Below are 16,676 nucleotides of genomic sequence, written 5' to 3'. Positions count from 1 at the left end.
CTCGCATACCCGTTTCACCTGTGTCAGTGTCCGGTGCCTAGACTCCGAACCGTATTCACATGACGCACGACACGTGCAGGGAGTCGCGAGATGAACAAGAAACTCATTCTCGGTGCAGTTCTCGGTGTAGCGGCGCTGGCAGCCTCGGGCGTCGCATCGGCTCACGTCGACCTGTCGGTCGGCATCGGCGTACCGGCCTATGCGGCGCCGGCGCCCGTCTACGTGGCACCGCCGCCGCCGGTCATGTACGCACCGGTCGGCTATCGCGATGACGGCTGGCGCGGCGATGGCTGGCGTCAGCGCGAATGGCGCGAACACGAGTGGCGCCGCCGTGAATGGCGCGAGCACGAATGGCACGATCGCGGCGGTTGGCGCGGCGGCCGCTGGGATTAAGCGGTTCGACTGATCACAACAAGAGGAGAGTGAACACATGATGCCCATTCGACACATCAGGCTGTGCGCCACCGCTGCCATCGTTGCGCTTGCCACCATCGGCAGCGCGCACGCGGCGGGCTGCATGAAGGGCGCGGTGGTCGGCGGTGTGGCCGGCCACTATGCGGGGCACCACGCGGTCGTCGGCGCGGTTGGCGGCTGTATCGTCGGTCACCACATGGCGAAGAAGCACGCGCAAGAAGAGGCCGCGCAGCACAAGGCCGCCGCGCAGGGCATGCAACCGGCGCAGTAAGCGGCAGGGCGGCGGCCGCTGTCCCGAGCGCTTTCGGCCTCAGCATTGGTCTGATTAATGCAAAAACTGCGCATCGTTACGATTATTTACAACGTCGCGCGTCGGCAGGCCGGCACCTTTCTACAATCCGGATCATCCACACGACTCGGAGTTCAAGATGAAACAACGACGTTATCTGTCCGTCCTCGTGACGGCACTCCTCGCGTTCGGCGCGGCTTCGGCCTACGCGGCAGCTGGCGGTAACGGCGGCGGCGGTGGCGGTGGCGGCCACGGTGCGGGCGGCATGTCCGGCGGCATGTCCGGTGGCCACATGAGCGGCGAGGCGATGTCCAGTTCGAACGGCTTCAAGTCGGGCGATCGCGACAAGGGTCTCGCGCGCGCGGCCGACCGCTCCGACACGATCGCCGATCGCGCCGGCGTGCAGCCCGGCCACATGCATGCGCACACCGCGCATCGCAGCACGCACACGCATCACGCGATGCTCACGCGCAAGCAGTAACGCGCGCGTCGCTCGTCGATGAAAAAGGGCTGGGCCCCGTGCGATACGGGAGCCCAGCCCTTCGTCCATCCGACGGCGCGATCGCGCTCAGCAGTTGCCTTTCTTCGCCTGCCCGGGCGGACAGAAACCGTTGCCGGGGCCGCCTTGCGGCGCGACCATGACCGGTTCGCCCGGCAAGTAGACCGCACATCCACCCAGCATCCCCAATACGCTCGCCGCCGTCAGCAGCGTCATCATCCTTTTTTTCACTTCGTTCTCCAGATAAGGGAAAGGGCCGTGCGGCCCTTTCCGGTCAGACCGACAACATGCGCGCGATGCGCGTCAGAAGCTGAAATTGACGTTGGCCGGGTTCGTCGTCGCGTTGACGTTCGTCGACTGCGTCGCGCCCGATGCGGCGTCCGCCTCGATCGCATACTGCCCCGCGGCCGTCGGCACGGCTGCCATCGCGACCGGCAGTGAGCCCGACCAGGTGCCGACGACCGGCGCGGCGGCCGGCAGCGACAACGCATACGCGCCCGTATCGAGGTTCGCGTTGACCGAGGAGATCTCGTACGGGTTCGCGTCGATCATCTGCAGCGCGCGTACCGTTGCGTTCGCGCTTGCCGTGACCGTCCCGCCGACCGTATTCATCGTCGATGCGGGCAGTGCGATCGGCGTACCCGACGTCGACACGGCCGTGTCGCTGTTCACGACCACCGGCACCGAGCGCACGATCCCCGACGCGACGTTGTTCTGCACGATCACGACGTCGTAGTTGCCCTGCGTCGTGCTCTGGATCAGCGGCGACAGCACGAACTTGCCGGAGCCGTCGGCGATCGTGCCGCGCACGACGTGGCCGCCCTGTTCGGCGTAGACGGTTGCGCCGGCCTGCGTCGGCGCGACATAGCCGGAGATCTCGCCGCTGACGACGGTCGGCGTGGCCGTGACGACGGGCTTCAGCGCATAGGTGCCGTTGCCGCGCTGCACGATCGACTTGCACGCGTTGAAGTCGAGCACGAGATCGACGAGCGTGTTCGGCTGGACCGTGAACGGCGTGATGATCTTGTAGCCGCTTTGCGTCGCGCTCGGCGTCGCGAGCGCCTGCTCGGCGCCGCCGGTCGGCACGATCGAGTTCGCGAGCGTGTTGCCCTGGTTCTGCGCGAGCACGAGGCGGACCTGCTGGTACTGGCCGGCCGGCAGCGCGGTCTGGCCGAGATCGGCGAGCGCGCCGTTGGTCAGCGACAGCAGGTCGATCTTCTGCGGCGTCGCGAGCGTGATCGTCGACCAGCCCGCGTCGTTGTCGCCGGCGTTCGAACTGGCGTTCACGCGAACCTGCGACACGGTGACGAAGACATGGTCGAAGCCGCACGACGGCGCGTCGGTCATCGCGACGTGCAGCGTGCCGGTTTGCGGGCTGGAACCACCGTCGCCACCGCCGCAACCGGCGAGGACGAACGAGGCGACGGACACACAGGCGAATGCCTTGAACAGCGTATTCATGGAGACCCCTCCTTCGAATTTCTTATGTGGGTGCCCGGAGCATAGTGTCGGCCGCTCGGCCCAGTATGTGGAATTTGCAACGAACCGTAACGGGCCGCGCCCGGCGCGAGGCGGGCATCGATCCGATGTACGGGAAATTAAAGCAGTGCGCGGCGCACACGAGGGACGTTGTGCGCCGCGAAAATGGCCGGGCGGAACGGCGCATGGCCGTCCGCCGGTCAGCGGATCAGCGAGTCGCGTCCACGCGCTCGAACAGCGCGTCGACCTGGCGCGTACGCATGAACTGCGCACCGTCGCCGTCCACCAGCGCCCGGAAATGCGCCTCGCCGCACGCGAGCTTCGCCCGCTCGTGCTCGCTCGGCACGTTGCCGTCCGCATTCGGCGTATCGACGACGAAGTACAGCCGTTCGCCACCGTCCTGTTCCGCGAGCACGGCCCAATCCGGGTGATAGCTGCCGAGCGGCGTCGACACGCGGAACCACGCGGGCAGCTTCGCGTACAGCCTCACGCCGTCGTGCGCCTCGAGCGCATCGGCGAACGCACGCTCCGCGTCCGTCTCGCACACGACCGCTTCGTAGATCGACTTCTGCGCATCGGGCCGCAGGTTGCGCAGATAGCCGGTCAACGCCTCGCTCTCGAACGATTCGAGCGCATGCACGTGGCGCTCGCCGAGCTTGCGGTACGCGATGCCCGCGACGAGCGCGAGCCGCTTGCAGCGGTTGATCGCATCGGCCGCGACCGCGATGAACTGCTGCGGATTCACGCGGAAATCCTCGAGCCGGCCGCTGTCGGCCAGGATCGTCGCCAGCGAACGGCGCGTGAGCTGCGTGCGGTCCTGCAGCTCGGTGAGCAGGTCGGGCAGCGGCAGTTCGCCTTCGTCGAGCAGCACCGTGCCGGCGCCGGCCACTTCGATCGCCTCGATGCCGGCCTTGCCGATGTCGATCTCGGCCTTGCGCCACTGCAGCCGGGCGCGCGCGATGTCCGGCGCGTCGTGCAGCGCGGCCGCGCAGTCGCGCACGAGCTTCGCGTTGTCGAACTCGACGCGGTACACGGTGCGATGACGGATGCGGTCCCACAGCGCGCGGAACGCCTCGCCGAACACGACGGCCTTGCCCGACGCGTCGCGCCGCAGCGCGATCGCACGGCGCTCGTCCGCATTGCGCACCGCGAAGCGGCCCGACAGCTTGCGCAGCGTCGCGACGATCGGCGCGCGCAGCATTTCGAACGCATCGGGCAGCACCAGCGCGCTCTGGCGCAGCGCGTCCTTCAGCCGGTCGAGCACCTTGCCCTGCGCGTCGACGTAGCCTTGTTCGTGCAGATGATTCCACAGCACGCGCGACAGCTCGACGCCGAGCGCATGCGCGGGCCCATCGCCTTCCTGCACGGGCAGCGCCGCGAACTGGTGTTCCTCGACGATGCCGAAACGGATGCCCGTATCGGCCTCGATTTCCTTCTGCAGGTTCTCCGCGAACGACTCGTAGCGCTCGGTCGCGATCACCGTGAGCGTGTTCACACCCGCATCGCGCACGCGTTCGCCGTCCTGGTCGACGGCGAGACGCAGCCCGCGGCCGAGCGTCTGGCGGCGCTCGCGTTCGGTCTGGATGTCGCGCAGCGTGCAGATCTGGAACACGTTGGGATTGTCCCAGCCTTCCTTCAGCGCCGAGTGCGAGAAGATGAATTTCAGCGGCGTGTCGAACGACAGCAGCGCTTCCTTCTCGCGCATGATGAGGCCGTATGCGCGCTCCGCGTTCTCGCGGGCCGCCGCGCTGCTTTCGCTCGTGTCGGTCCAGCCGCCCTTGCGGTCGATCGAGAAGTAGCCGTTGTGCGCGCGCCCGACTTCGAGCGCGACGTCGACGCCGTCGAACAGCGCACGGTAGGCCGGCACGCGCGCCGCCCGCGCATATTCCTCTTCGAAGATCAGCGCGTAGTCGCCCTTCACGGGCATTCCGTTCTCGTCGTAGCGGCGATAACGCTCGACCGAATCGACGAAGAACAGCGACAGCACCTTCACGCCGCGTTCGGCCAGGCGCAGCTCCTTGTCGAGATGCTCGCGGATCGTGCGGCGGATCATCTCGCGCTGCACGGCGAGCGTGTCGATGTCGCCGAACGCCTCGCCGAGCGACAGGAACGCCTCGCCTTCCGGATGGCGCAGCTCGACGTATTCGGCACCCTTCACCGCATGGACTTCGCCGATCCTCAGCCCCGCGTACAGCGCGCGCTTGGTCAGGCGTTCGAGATCGTCGCCGTCGGTGGCCGTCACGATCTGGCGCTTCACGCCGGCCGTCGTCGCGACGTCGAGCTCGACGCGCGCGCTGATCGCGCCGCGCCGGTTCGACACGCCCACGAGCCGCACGTACGGCTTGTTGTGCGCATCCTCGACGATCGCCGACGCGATCTCGATCTGCTTGACCAGCTTGCGCTCGTACGCGTCGACCGCGTCGAGCCGGTACACCATGTGGTGACGGTCGACGTGCGTGGCCGAATAGCGCAGCGTGCAGAGCGGTGCCATCGCCGCGAGCGCTTCGCGGCCGCGGCCTTCGAGCCCGCCGTCGACGCTTTGCGGCTCGTCGACGATCACGATCGGCCGCGTCGCGCGAATCAGGTCGATCGGCTTCTCGCCGCCGGTCTTCTCGCTGTCCTTGTAGAGGTTGTTGATTTCCTTCTTGTTGATCGCGGCCACCGTCATCACCATGACCTGGATCGCCGCGCTCGCCGCGAAGTGGCGCACCTGGCCGAGCTTCGCGGAGTCGTACAGGAAGTAGTCGTACGGCACGCCCGCGTACAGCGCGCGGAAGTGATCCTCGGTGATCGCGAGCGTCTTGTGCACGCCTTCCTTGATCGCGATCGACGGCACGACGATCACGAACTTCGTGAAGCCGTAGCGGCGGTTCAGCTCGAAGATCGTGCGCAGGTACACGTAGGTCTTGCCGGTGCCGGTCTCCATCTCGACGGTGAAGTCGCGCGAACCGGGCAGGCCGGACGGCGGCAGCCCGCCGCGCAGCTGCACGTCGGCGAGATTGCGCGCGAGCGCGTCGTCGGTCAGCGACAGCCGGTTGCCGACGCCCTGTTCCGACACCGCGAAGCCGAGCGAGCCTTGCGCGGCGGCGGTCGTGCCGGGCGCGGCGTTCGCGAGCACGCTGAAATCGCCGCGATACGATTCCTGGCCGCGAAACAGGTCGCAGACGGCGTCGATCGCCTCGCGCTGGTAGTCGAGATCCGCTTCGAAATGCAGCCGCATCACAGGCTCCGCACGCGCTTCACGCCGTGCTGTTCGAGCAGCGCGGCGAGATTGAGCTTCGCGACGTCGTCGACGAAGCCGCTGTCGCGGAACAGGCACGTGACGTCGTGCGTCGTGCCGGTCGCGTCGAGCAGGTCGACGATGCCGTCGGCCAGCGGGCCCGCGTCGTCGCGCGCGATGCGCGCATCGAAGCACGCGACGATCGAGCGGCCGATCAGGTGCACGGTCTTGCCGGCCACCTGGTGATGCTCGACCGGCGTGCACAGGTCGAGGCCGAGCTTCAGCGTCAGCTCGGCGAGCAGGTCGTCCTCGGTGCGGCCGGTCTTCACGTGCTCGACGGACGCGAAGAGGGCGTGGTCGAAGTCGTCGCGGCGCGGGTCCCACTCGATCACGTTGGTCGTGTCGAGCCGGTACACGCGGAAACCGAGGTCGCCATAGCTTTCCGGATAGTCGCGCGCGACCTGCTGCGCGGCACGGCGCAGGCGCTCCTTCGTGACTTCGGCGAGCGTCAGCGGCTTCTTCAGCTTCGCGCAGAAATCGGCGGCGGCCAGTTGCGTCTTGTCGCGGCGGTCGAGCGCTTCGGGCAATTGCACGAGCACGTAGCGGCGTGCGCCGCCGTCGGTCGCGTTCACCTGCATCACCGCGTGGCCGGTCGAGCCGGAGCCGGCGAAGCAGTCGAGCACGATGTCGTCGCCGCGCGTGCACCAGCCGATCACGGCCGCCGCGAAATCGACCGGCTTCGGCAGGTCGAACGGGATCCCGAGCGTCTTCAGCAGCGCGTCGTCGGAGCCGGCGAACGGCAGCACCGACGGCACGTTTTCGTACATGTTCTCGTCGAGGTAGTAGATCCGCTGCGGCTGCGTTGATTCATCCGCGCCGAATTCGATCTGGCCGCGCTCGATCAGCGCCTGCATCGTCGCGGGCGGGTTGCGCCAGCCGCGCGCCGGCATCGCGCATGGCTTGCCGGTGACCGGGTGGATCAGCGGCGTGAAATACTCTTCCGGCGCCTTCTTCTTGTTCGGCCAGGCCATCGACACGAGGCGGTACACGCGGCCTTCTTCCGACAGCCGGTCGTACATCACCTCGCCGCCGGACAGGTTGGTCTGCGCTTTCATCCACGCGCGGTACGCCTTCTGCGCGTCCTTCGCGTTGCCGCTGCGGTACACGGCGTCGTGCGCGGCGTCGAGCATGCGCTGCGCGTTGCGCTTCGGGCGCTTGAGCGGCGCCTGTTCGAGCAGCGTCTCCGCGTTGCGCGCGAACAGCACCAGCGATTCGTGCTGGTACGCGACGCCGCGCGCGTCGCCCTTCGGGTTGCGCTTGTCCCACACGGCCACGCCGAGCTCGTTCTCCTCGCCGAAGATCTCGCGCAGCATCAGCACCAGCGCGTGCACTTCATGCTCGTCGATGTGCACGGCGATCAGCCCTTCATCGGACAGCAGCGCGTGCGCGAGCTTCAGGCGCGGATACATCATGTTCAGCCAGTCGGTGTGGAACCGGCCGTTCGCCTCGGTGTTGGTGCTGCGCTTCACGCCGCCCTGGGTCTGCCCGGTCATCGCCAGGTAGTGGCGGATGCTGTCGCTGAAGTCGTCCGGATAGACGAAATCGCTGCCGGTGTTGTACGGCGGGTCGATGTAGACGAGCTTCACCTTGCCTGCGTAACTCTTGTGCAGCAGCTTCATCACGTCGAGGTTGTCGCCCTCGATCACGAGATGGCGCGTGTCGTCCCACGCGACGCTGTCGTCGGGGCAGGGCCGCAGCGTGCCCGTCGACGGCGTGAGCGCGGCCTGGCGCGCGCTGCGCTTGCCGTGCCAGTGGAAGCCGTAGCGCTCGTCGGCGTCGCCGACCGTGCGTTCGCCGATCAGCGCCTTCAGCACGTCGACGTCGACCGACGCGCCGCCGGGGCCTTCGGTCACGAGTTCGGGGAACAGCGCCTTCAGGCGCGCGACGTTGTCGGCGGTGAAATCGGTCGACATCGCCTGCGGGCTCGCCGCATCGAGTTTCTGCATCGTCTTTTCCATCGGAGCCCGGCCGCGCGCGCCAGGACGTCGGGCGCGCTCGCGGCACCGGCGGCAACGGCCGCCCGGGCAAACCCGAAACGCTATCGAGTCGATCGTCCGAGGTCAAGCGCCGATGTGGGGCGATCGTGCGGACATCGGCCGCGATCGCCCGCCGGACGGGCCGCAAGCGGCTTCGGGCCGGTTGTCGCATGGGCAGCCGACGGGCGCCTGGCGGGCGTCCCCGGCGTCACGCCGGACAGGACGAAAAAAAGGGCACGGTCGGCGCCAAGCGCCGGCGTGCCCGCATGGAGAATCCCGGACGGAGGGTGCGGCGGGGCCCGGCGGGCCCCGCTTGGGGTCAGAAACGCGTGCGGATGCCCGACGTCAGTTCGAGCTGGTTCTTCGCGCCGAACGTCGACGACACCGTGTAGCCGCCGTGCAGCTTCATGTAGTCGCCGGCGAGGTAGACCTCGGTGCGCTTGCTCAGGTGATAGAACACCGACCCGTAGATCGTTTCCTTGAAGCCGTTGCCGACGCCGTTCGTCAGGCTGAACGCGCCGAGGTTCGCGTTCGGGACGAAACCGTCCGTGTTGTACGCGGCGTTCTTCACGCGCATCTGCTGGTAGCCGAGCTCGTAGTCGAGCGCGCCCTTCGGCGCGATCTTCATCGACACCGTCCAAGAATCGTCGTGGCGCTGGCCGAGCGAGCCCTGGTCGCCGTTGTAGCGGAAGTAGCCGGCGTTCAGGCGCACGATGCTGAACGCGTAGTTGCCGCCGACCGAAAACGTCTGGTTCGTGAAGCCGCCATTGTTCACGTGGTTGTAGAAGCCCGACACGTTGAACGGCCCGCCGTTGTAGCCGAGCGCGACCTGGTACGCGGAGCCGGTCGCGAACGCGGTCGAGTTGCTGAACTGGTAGCCGGCGCTCGCGAAGATACCGTTGCTGAACAGCTTCTTCCACGCGATGCCGTTGTTGTAGCGCGTGCCGGTCGGGCCGGCCGCGTAGAAGATCATCTGCTTGAAGTTGTTCGAATTGGTCCAGCCGCCTTCCTCGGTCGACAGCTTCGCGGAGCCGTACGGGTCGCCGTAGATCGCGGCCGCATCGCGCGCAATCGTGTTCTGGAAGCCGGCCGTCAGCTTGCCGAAGCGCTCGTCCTCGACGCCGACCCACGCATCGCGGTCGAAGATCTGGCCGCTGTCTTCCATCTGGCCGTTCGCGACCACGAATTCGCTTTCGAGGCGGAAGATGATCTTCGTGCCGCCGCCGATGTCTTCGGCGCCGCGCAGACCCCAGCGGCTGCCGCTGAACCACGGCTCGCCTTCGTTGCCCATCCCGATCACGTGATTGCCGTTCGCGTCGGCGTGGGTCCGGTAGGTCGGAAAGCTCAGGTCCATCAGGCCGTAGAGCTGCACGCTCGACTGCGCATGCGCCTGGGTGCCGGCGCACAGGCCAGCCGCCGCGATGGAAAGGGCAAGGGTTTTTCGTTTCAAGATCGTCTCCTCCGAGCTGCCGCATTGAAATCTGGTCGTTGGCAGTACGTAATGTATGCCGACTCTTGCCGGCCACAGCGAGAGGGCCGACGCATAGCATCGTAGAGGGTGCAATCCTTCACGACGCTTTCCCGGACGCAAGAATCGGATCGGTGAAAACACCGAACGCGCAATAATCACGGATCGGGCAGGTGTGCGGAAGCCGGCAAGCCGGGGGCGCCGGCATGCGTCGATGACGTTTCGTGCTACGAATCGATATTCAGGGCTCGCAAGAGAGCTTGTCAGTCCTGCGTGCTCTTCATGCGCAGGATGTAACCGAGCCCGCGCAGCGTGATGATCTCGGCCGTGCTGCCCGCGAGATGCTTGCGCAGCCGGTGGATGTAGATGTCGATCGCGTCGGCGCTCGGTTCGTCGTCGAGCGCGAACACGCTGTCCATCAGCCGCGCCTTCGACACCGTCTTGTTCTGCTGCAGCATCAGCGTTTCGAGGATCGCGTGCTCGCGGCGGCGCAGCGCGAGCACGGTTTCGCCGCTGCGGAATTCGCGCGTGCCGAACGCATAGACGAGATCGCCGCACACGAGCTGCGTCGTGCCGACGCCGGCCTGCCGGCGGATCAGCGCGCGAATCCGGGCGACCAGCTCGCGCGATTCGAACGGCTTCACGACGTAATCGTCGGCGCCCGCGCCGAAGCAGTCGACCTTGTCGTCGACCGAGCCGTGCGCGGTCAGCATCAGCACCGGCACGTTGTCGTTGCGGCGCCGCAGCCGCGCGAGCACCTCCTTGCCGCTGATGCCGGGCAGGCGCATGTCGAGCAGCACCGCGTCGTAGCGTTCGGTCTTCAGCACCGTATCGGCGCGTTCGCCGTCGCCGACGGAATCGACCGCGAAATCCTCGCCGCGCAGCAGGTTCACGATCCAGTGCGCGAGTTCGGCGTTGTCTTCGACCAGCAGGAGTTTCATGGCGACTTCTCTTCAATCGTAGGCGGGCAGCCGCACGGTCACGACGATACCGCGATTGCCGGCCCCCGGCGCGAGCGACACGCTGCCGCCGTGCGCCTGCGCGATCTCGCGGACGATCGCGAGCCCGAGGCCCGAGCCCTCGGTATCGGCCGACACGCGGTAGAACCGCTTGAACACGTGCGGCCGCGCTTCGGCCGGGATACCGGGGCCGTTGTCGACCACGTCGAGGACGATCGCGTCGCCGTCGCGGCGGGCGGCCACCGTCACGCAGCCGCCCGGCTGCGTGTAGCGCACCGCGTTGTCGACGAGGTTCATCACGAGCGCGGTCAGCAGGCTGTCGCTGCCCGCGACGTCGAGCCGCTCGCCGAGATCGGCGCCGAGGTCGATGTCGCGCCGCTGCGCGAGCACGATCGTTTCCTCGAGCACGCTCGACACCACGGCCGCGAGATCGACGCGATGGGTCAGCAGTGTCGACGGCGTCGCCTCCGCATGCGCGAGCAGCAGCAGCTTGTCGGTCACGTCGGCCATCTTGCGGCTGCTGCGCTGCATGCTGTCGAGCACCGATGCGAGCTCGGGATCGTCGTGCCCGCGCCGCTGCGCGTACTGGATCTGCGTGTCGAGCACCGCGATCGGCGTGCGCAGCTGGTGCGCGGCATCCGCGATGAAGCGGCGCTGCGTGGCCGTGTGCGTATTGAGCCTCGCGATGCACTGGTTGATCGCGTCGACGATCGGCCGCAGTTCGTGCTGCAGCCGCTCGGGGCGGATCGGCTCCAGCTCCATCGGCCCGCGGTCGGCCACGTCGTCCTTCAGCTGCATCAGCGGCCGCATCTCGAAGGTGAGGCCGAGGTACACGAGCCCCATCGCGAGCATCAGCATCAGCGACAGGCGCACGAGCTGCGGCCGCCAGATCGTCGCGACCATCGCGCGGTGCGAGCGGGTCGTCTTCGCGACGACCACCGTGACCGTCTCGACGTGCCCCTCGTCGTACAACTGGCGATCGTAGGCCACCGCGCGCAACGGCACGCCGTCGAGCGACGTGTCGTACAGCGTCGGCTCGATGCCGTGCCGCGCGGGCACGTCGAGCGCCGGCGTGCCGGCGAGCAGGCGGTCGTGGCCGTCGATCACCTTGTAGAACACCGAATCGCGCGACGGCGATTCGAAAATCTCCAGCGCGGCCGGCGGCACATCGGCGACCGGCAGCCCGTTGCGCCATTCGATGTCCTCGCCGATCGTGCGCGCGGACGCGACGAGCGCGCTGTCCTGCACGAGCGCGGCCGTGGTCCGCGCGGTGTCGTACGACATCGCGCCCGCGATCAGCATGAACACCGCGAGCGGCAGCAGCAGCCACCACAGCAGCCGTCCGCGCAGGCTGTGCGCCATCCTGTTGCGCTCCTTCTCCGAAATGCCGAACCGCGCCGGGAGCGCCGGCGCGGTCGGGAGTGTCATGTCAGGCGTCCGTCTGCGGCGTTCAGAACGCCGCGGGGCGCCACTTCAGCAGCCGCTTCTCGAGCCAGGTCAGCAGGTAGTCGGCGGCCAGCGCGACCACGGCCAGCACGATCATCGCCGCGAACACGCCGCTCGCGTTGAACGCGCCCTGGGCGGTGGAGATTAGCAAACCGATGCCCTGCTTGGAACCCAGGAATTCGCCGACGACCGCACCGACCAGCGCGAAGCCGAAGCTCACGTGCAGGCTGGCGAGAATCCAGCTCAGCGCGGACGGGATCACGACCGCCGTGGTGATCTGCCGGCGCGACGCACCGAGGATCTGCGCATTCGCGATCAGGTAGCGGTCGGCTTCGCGCACGCCCTGAAACGCGTTGCCGAACACGACGAAGAACACCATCACGACGGCCAGCGCGATCTTCGACGCCATCCCGAGGCCCAGCGCGATCACGAAAATCGAGCCGAGCACGACGCGCGGAATCGAGTTCGCGATCTGGATGTACAGGCCGAACACGTCGGCCATCAGCTTGTTGCGGCCGAGCACGATCCCGCAGATCACGCCGGCAACCGAGCCGATCACGAAGCCGATGCCGGTTTCCTCGAGCGTGACCCACACCTGCGTGAGCAGCGGGCCCTGCGACGTGCCGTTCACGAACCAGTCCTGGATCTGGTCGAAGATCAGCGACGGCATCGAGAAGAAGAACGGATCGATCCACTTGAGGCGTGCGGCGAGTTCCCACCCGCCGAGCACGATCACCAGCACGGCGATCCGCAGCGTGACGATCAGGTTGCGCCGGCGGCGCAGCCGGCGTTGCGCGGCGCGCTCGTCGTCCTCGAGCGTCGTCGCCGGAATGGCGGTGGGGGGAAGCGTCATGTCGGTCATGCTCCTGTCCTTGCTGTTCTTGCCTTGAGCGTATGCGTCAGCCGATCTGCACTTCTTCGCGCAGGTCGTGCCAGATGTCCTTGGAAATTTCGATGAAGCGCGTGTCGTAGCGGATCTCCGACGTGACGCGCGGGCGCGGCAGGTCGATCTCGTACACGCGCTTGAGCGTGGCAGGCCGCGCGGTCAGCACGAACACGCGGTCGGCGAGGGCGATCGCCTCTTCCAGATCGTGCGTGACGAACACGACCGAGCCCTTGTTCGCGGACCAGAGCTGCAGCAGCTCGTCCTGCATCAGCGTGCGCGTCTGCATGTCGAGCGCGGAGAACGGCTCGTCCATCAGCAGGATTTCCGGCTGGTTGATGAAGGTCTGCGCGAGCGCGACGCGCTTTCTCATCCCGCCGGAAAGCTGGTGCGGGTAGTGCTTCGTGAACTTGTCGAGGCCGACCTTGCGGATCCATTCCTCGGCCTGCGCGTACGCGACGTCCTTCGAGCGGCCGCGAAACAGCGGGCCCGCCGCGACGTTGTCGATCACGTTGCGCCACGGGAACACGGCGTCGGCCTGGAACACGAAGCCGATGCGCGGATCGATCCCGTCGACCGGGCGCCCCATCACGCGCACCTCGCCCGACACGGGCTTGAGCAGCCCGGTGATCATATTCAGCGTGGTCGACTTGCCGCAGCCGGTCGGCCCGACGATCGCGATGAACTCGCCGCGCGCGACGCTCATGCTGAAATCGCGCAGCGCGACGGTGGCCTTGCCTTCAGGCGAAATGAAGCGGCACGACACGTTGCGAAACTCGATCGCCGGTGTGCTCGGGGAGACTGCCTGGTTCATCGCATTCGTCCTGCGGGTGAGGAGGGCGTCGCATCGTGACGACGCCGGGCCGGTCAACCGGGCCGGAACGGGGGAACGCTCGGCGGCGGGATCGCCGCCGCCGGCGCCGCGACCGGGATCGCTTACTTCGCGTTCACGAAATCGTTCGTGAAGGTGCGCGCCAGGTCGATATGCTTGCCCTTCACCGACGGGTTGAACGCCGACAGCACCTTCAGCACGGTGGCCGGGCCGTCGGCCGGCATCTTGCCGTCGGCGGTGTACATCGGCAGCGACGCCTTCAGCGCGCTCACGTACAGCGCCTTGTCCTTCTGGTAGTCGGCCGGCATCTTCGCGGCGATTTCGTCGGCGCTGTGCGTGTGGATGAACTGCATCGTCTTCGCGAACGCGTGCGCGAGCTTGGTGGCCTGCGCCTTGTGCGACTCGGCCCAGGCCGACTGCACGTACAGGCTCGCGGCCGGGTAGGTGCCGCCGAGCGCCGCACGCGTGCCGTCGACGGTGCGCATGTCGACCAGCACCTTCGCGTCGCCCATCTTCTCGAGCGCGGACACCGTCGGCTCGGTCGTCATCCCGGCGTCGATACGGCCCTGCTTGATCGCGGCGATGAAGCTCGCGTCGGCGCCGACCGGCAGCATCGTGTACTGCGTCGACGGCACGCCGTGCTGCAGCGCCAGGTATTGGGTGAGGAAGCTGGTCGACGAGCCGAGGCCCGTCACGCCGAGCGTCTTGCCCTTCGAGTCGGCCATCGACTTGAAGGTCGGCGCGGCCTTGGTCGACACCATCTCGACTTCGCCCGGCACCTGGCCGAACACGGCGATCGCCTTCACGTCCTTGCCCTTGCTCTGCAGGTCGATCGTGTGGTCGTAGAAGCCGACCACGCCCTGCACGGCGCCCGCGAGCAGCTCGTTCTCCGCGTCGACGCCGGCCGGCTGCGACAGCAGCTCGACGTCGAGCCCTTCGGCCTTGAAGTAGCCGAGTTCCTGCGTGAGCCGAGCGGGCAGGTAGATCAGCTTCGCGATCCCGCCGACCATGATCGTGATCTTGCCGCCGTCGTCGGCGAAAGCGGGGTGAGCGGCAAGCGCGCAGCTCAGGCTGGCTGCAACGGCGAGGGTGCGCAGGATGGGTCGCATCGGGTCGTCTCCGTTCGTTGTATTCGTATGGCGCGATGCTTGCTGCATCGTCACGACGAGTATAGGGAGGCGAAACCTTCCGCTACCTTTCGCGGGCGGGCGATTCCTTTAGGGGTTTTCCAGCAACGCAGGGCCGGAACAGGCGGGAAACGGGGAACAGGGGGGCGGGAGGCGCTCAGCGCCAGCCGGTCAGCACGCGGCCCATCGCGTCGAGCCCCATGTCGAACAGGTGCGACACGAACGGCACGAGGTTCGGGATCATCAGTTGCACGAGCAACAGCCCGACGAGCATCGTGACGGGAAAGCCGACCTGGAACACGCCGATCTGCGGCGCCGCGCGGTTCAGGATGCCGAGCGCGAGGTTCGCGATCAAGAGCGCCGCGACCACCGGCAGCGCGAGCAGCAGCCCCATCTCGAACACGGTCGTGCCGAACGCGGCGAGCGTTCGCCAGCCGGGCGCGTGCAGCAGATCGGCCGACACCGGCAGCGACTGGAACGACGCGGTGAGCGCGGCGAACACCTGCAGGTGGCCGTCCACCGCGAGGAACGCGAGCATCGCGACCGCGTTCAGGAAGCGGCCCATCACGGGCGTCGCGCCGCTCGTGTGCGGATCGAAGAAGGTGGCGAAGCCGAGCCCCATCGACAGCCCGATGAAGTCGCCGGCCGCCTCGACGGCCGCGAACACGATCTGCATCGTGAAGCCCATCGCGACGCCGATCAGGAACTGCGTGACGACGATCCAGATGCCCTGCGCGGAGAACACGGTGACGTCCGGCATCGCGCCGAGCGTGGGCGCGACGACCAGCGCCATGAACGCGGCGAGGCCGATCTTCACGCGCATGGGCACCGCCGCGTGGCCGACGACCGGCGCGGTCGCGACGAGCGCGAGCATCCGCACGAACGGCCACAGGAACGCCGTGAGCCAGCCGTTGAGCTGCGCGTAGGTAACCGAGAACATCGCCGCCGGGTGGTGCGCGCGGCTCAGCCGACGCCGAGCGTCGCGACGTGCAGCAGCGTCTGCCGCAGGTAGTCGAGCATCGTCGTCAACATCCACGGGCCGGCGATCACGAGCGTCGCGGCGACCGCGAGCAGCTTCGGGATGAACGACAGCGTCGCCTCGTTGATCTGCGTCGCGGCCTGGAACAGGCTCACGACGAGGCCGACCGCGAGCGCGACCAGCAGCAGCGGGGCGGCCAGCAGCAGGCCGACCATCATCGCCTGGTGCGCCAGGGTCATCACTTGTTCGGGCGTCATCGCGCGTTTCCTCCGCCGCTTACGTAAAGCTCTGCGCGAGCGAGCCGATCAGCAGTTGCCAGCCGTCGACCAGCACGAACAGCATCAGCTTGAACGGCAGCGACACGGTGGACGGCGACACCATCATCATCCCCATCGACATCAGCACGCTCGCGACGACCATGTCGATGATCAGGAACGGGATGAACACCGTGAAGCCGATCTGGAAGCCGGTCTTCAGCTCGCTCGTGACGAACGCGGGCACCAGCAGCGACAGCGGCACGTCTTCGGGCCCCTGCATCGGCGCGGCCTTCGAGATCTTCGCGAACAGCGCGAGATCGGTCTCGCGGGTCTGCTTCAGCATGAAGGTCTTGAACGGTGCGACGCCGCGCTGCACCGCCTGCTCCATCGGCATCGAGCCATCGGAGAACGGCTTGTAGCCGTCGTTGTACGCACGGTCGAGCACCGGCGACATCACGAAGAAGGTGAGGAACATCGCGAGGCCGACGAGCACCTGGTTCGGCGGCGTCGTCGCGGTGCCGAGCGCCTGGCGCAGCAGCGACAGCACGATGATGATGCGCGTGAAGCTCGTCATCATCAGCATCATCGCCGGCAGGAACGACAGCATCGTGAGCAGCAGCATCGTCTGCACGCTCAGCGAATACGTGGTGCCGCCGTGCGGGCCCGGGCTCGCGTTGAACGCGGGCAGGCCGTTCGCCTGCGCATACGCGAGCGCGGGGGCGAGGCAGAGGATCAGCACGGGCGCGAAGCGCGCCGCGCGATGCAGGAATGCGTGTTTCATCGGAATG

At 67.5% G+C, this 16,676-nt stretch carries 16 protein-coding genes; 3 read left to right on the top strand and 13 right to left on the bottom strand.

Annotated elements, in window-relative coordinates:
- Positions 1–90: 90 nt before the first annotated feature.
- The 3 genes from QZM67_RS24330 (at position 91) to QZM67_RS24320 (ending at position 1,184) form a co-directional block, all read left to right on the top strand.
- Positions 91–393, top strand: coding sequence for a hypothetical protein (locus QZM67_RS24330; protein ID WP_089449610.1), 303 nt, complete (start codon positions 91–93; stop codon positions 391–393).
- A 37-nt stretch (positions 394–430) separates the two neighbouring features.
- Positions 431–685: a hypothetical protein gene (locus QZM67_RS24325; protein WP_011350453.1), complete on the top strand. Its 255-nt coding sequence runs from the start codon at positions 431–433 to the stop codon at positions 683–685.
- Between the two features lie 157 nt (positions 686–842).
- Positions 843–1,184 (top strand): hypothetical protein, encoded by a 342-nt coding sequence (locus tag QZM67_RS24320; RefSeq protein ID WP_301770741.1) that lies wholly within the window; start codon positions 843–845, stop codon positions 1,182–1,184.
- An 87-nt stretch (positions 1,185–1,271) separates the two neighbouring features.
- On the opposite strand, the gene QZM67_RS24315 is transcribed toward QZM67_RS24320, so the two are convergent.
- The 13 genes from QZM67_RS24315 to fliP all read right to left on the bottom strand — a co-directional run bounded on the left by QZM67_RS24315 (position 1,272) and on the right by fliP (position 16,669).
- The gene (locus tag QZM67_RS24315) at positions 1,272–1,433 is read right to left on the bottom strand and encodes a hypothetical protein (RefSeq protein ID WP_301807167.1); all 162 of its coding nucleotides are present in this window, start codon (positions 1,431–1,433) and stop codon (positions 1,272–1,274) included.
- Positions 1,434–1,505: 72 nt separating this feature from the next.
- Positions 1,506–2,663, bottom strand: a complete 1,158-nt coding sequence (locus QZM67_RS24310) for a DUF4382 domain-containing protein (RefSeq protein WP_301807165.1) — start codon at positions 2,661–2,663, stop codon at positions 1,506–1,508.
- A gap of 226 nt (positions 2,664–2,889) precedes the next feature.
- Entirely contained in the window at positions 2,890–5,901 is a 3,012-nt protein-coding gene (locus tag QZM67_RS24305; RefSeq protein WP_301807163.1) for a type III restriction-modification system endonuclease, read from the bottom strand.
- Complete coding sequence (locus QZM67_RS24300) at positions 5,901–7,919, bottom strand: site-specific DNA-methyltransferase (protein WP_226218228.1); 2,019 nt, start codon at positions 7,917–7,919, stop codon at positions 5,901–5,903. Before QZM67_RS24300 ends, QZM67_RS24305 begins: the two co-directional genes overlap by 1 nt.
- Positions 7,920–8,256: 337 nt before the next feature.
- On the bottom strand, positions 8,257–9,387 hold the full coding sequence (locus QZM67_RS24295) for a porin (RefSeq protein ID WP_043184808.1): 1,131 nt from the start codon (positions 9,385–9,387) through the stop codon (positions 8,257–8,259).
- A 281-nt stretch (positions 9,388–9,668) separates the two neighbouring features.
- Positions 9,669–10,346 carry a response regulator gene (locus tag QZM67_RS24290; protein WP_301807156.1) on the bottom strand — a complete coding sequence of 226 codons (678 nt, stop codon included), beginning with the start codon at positions 10,344–10,346 and terminating at the stop codon, positions 9,669–9,671.
- A gap of 12 nt (positions 10,347–10,358) precedes the next feature.
- Positions 10,359–11,726: a sensor histidine kinase gene (locus QZM67_RS24285; RefSeq protein ID WP_301807224.1), complete on the bottom strand. Its 1,368-nt coding sequence runs from the start codon at positions 11,724–11,726 to the stop codon at positions 10,359–10,361.
- Positions 11,727–11,814: 88 nt separating this feature from the next.
- Entirely contained in the window at positions 11,815–12,672 is an 858-nt protein-coding gene (locus QZM67_RS24280; RefSeq protein WP_011350459.1) for an ABC transporter permease, read from the bottom strand.
- Between the two features lie 37 nt (positions 12,673–12,709).
- A complete protein-coding gene (locus tag QZM67_RS24275; RefSeq protein WP_043184810.1) occupies positions 12,710–13,507 on the bottom strand; it encodes an ABC transporter ATP-binding protein in 798 nt (265 codons plus the stop codon).
- A 122-nt stretch (positions 13,508–13,629) separates the two neighbouring features.
- The gene (locus QZM67_RS24270; RefSeq protein WP_043184811.1) at positions 13,630–14,634 is read right to left on the bottom strand and encodes an ABC transporter substrate-binding protein; all 1,005 of its coding nucleotides are present in this window, start codon (positions 14,632–14,634) and stop codon (positions 13,630–13,632) included.
- 175 nt (positions 14,635–14,809) lie between these two features.
- Positions 14,810–15,592: a flagellar biosynthetic protein FliR gene (gene fliR, locus QZM67_RS24265; protein ID WP_301807150.1), complete on the bottom strand. Its 783-nt coding sequence runs from the start codon at positions 15,590–15,592 to the stop codon at positions 14,810–14,812.
- Positions 15,593–15,615: 23 nt separating this feature from the next.
- Positions 15,616–15,888, bottom strand: a complete 273-nt coding sequence (gene fliQ, locus QZM67_RS24260) for a flagellar biosynthesis protein FliQ (protein ID WP_006491272.1) — start codon at positions 15,886–15,888, stop codon at positions 15,616–15,618.
- Between the two features lie 19 nt (positions 15,889–15,907).
- Entirely contained in the window at positions 15,908–16,669 is a 762-nt protein-coding gene (gene fliP / locus QZM67_RS24255; RefSeq protein ID WP_043184813.1) for a flagellar type III secretion system pore protein FliP, read from the bottom strand.
- Between the last annotated feature and the right edge of the window lie 7 nt (positions 16,670–16,676).

The organism is Burkholderia sp. AU45251 (assembly GCF_030482905.1).
Taxonomy (GTDB): domain Bacteria; phylum Pseudomonadota; class Gammaproteobacteria; order Burkholderiales; family Burkholderiaceae; genus Burkholderia; species Burkholderia aenigmatica.
This window is presented reverse-complemented; position numbering and strand designations above follow the sequence as displayed.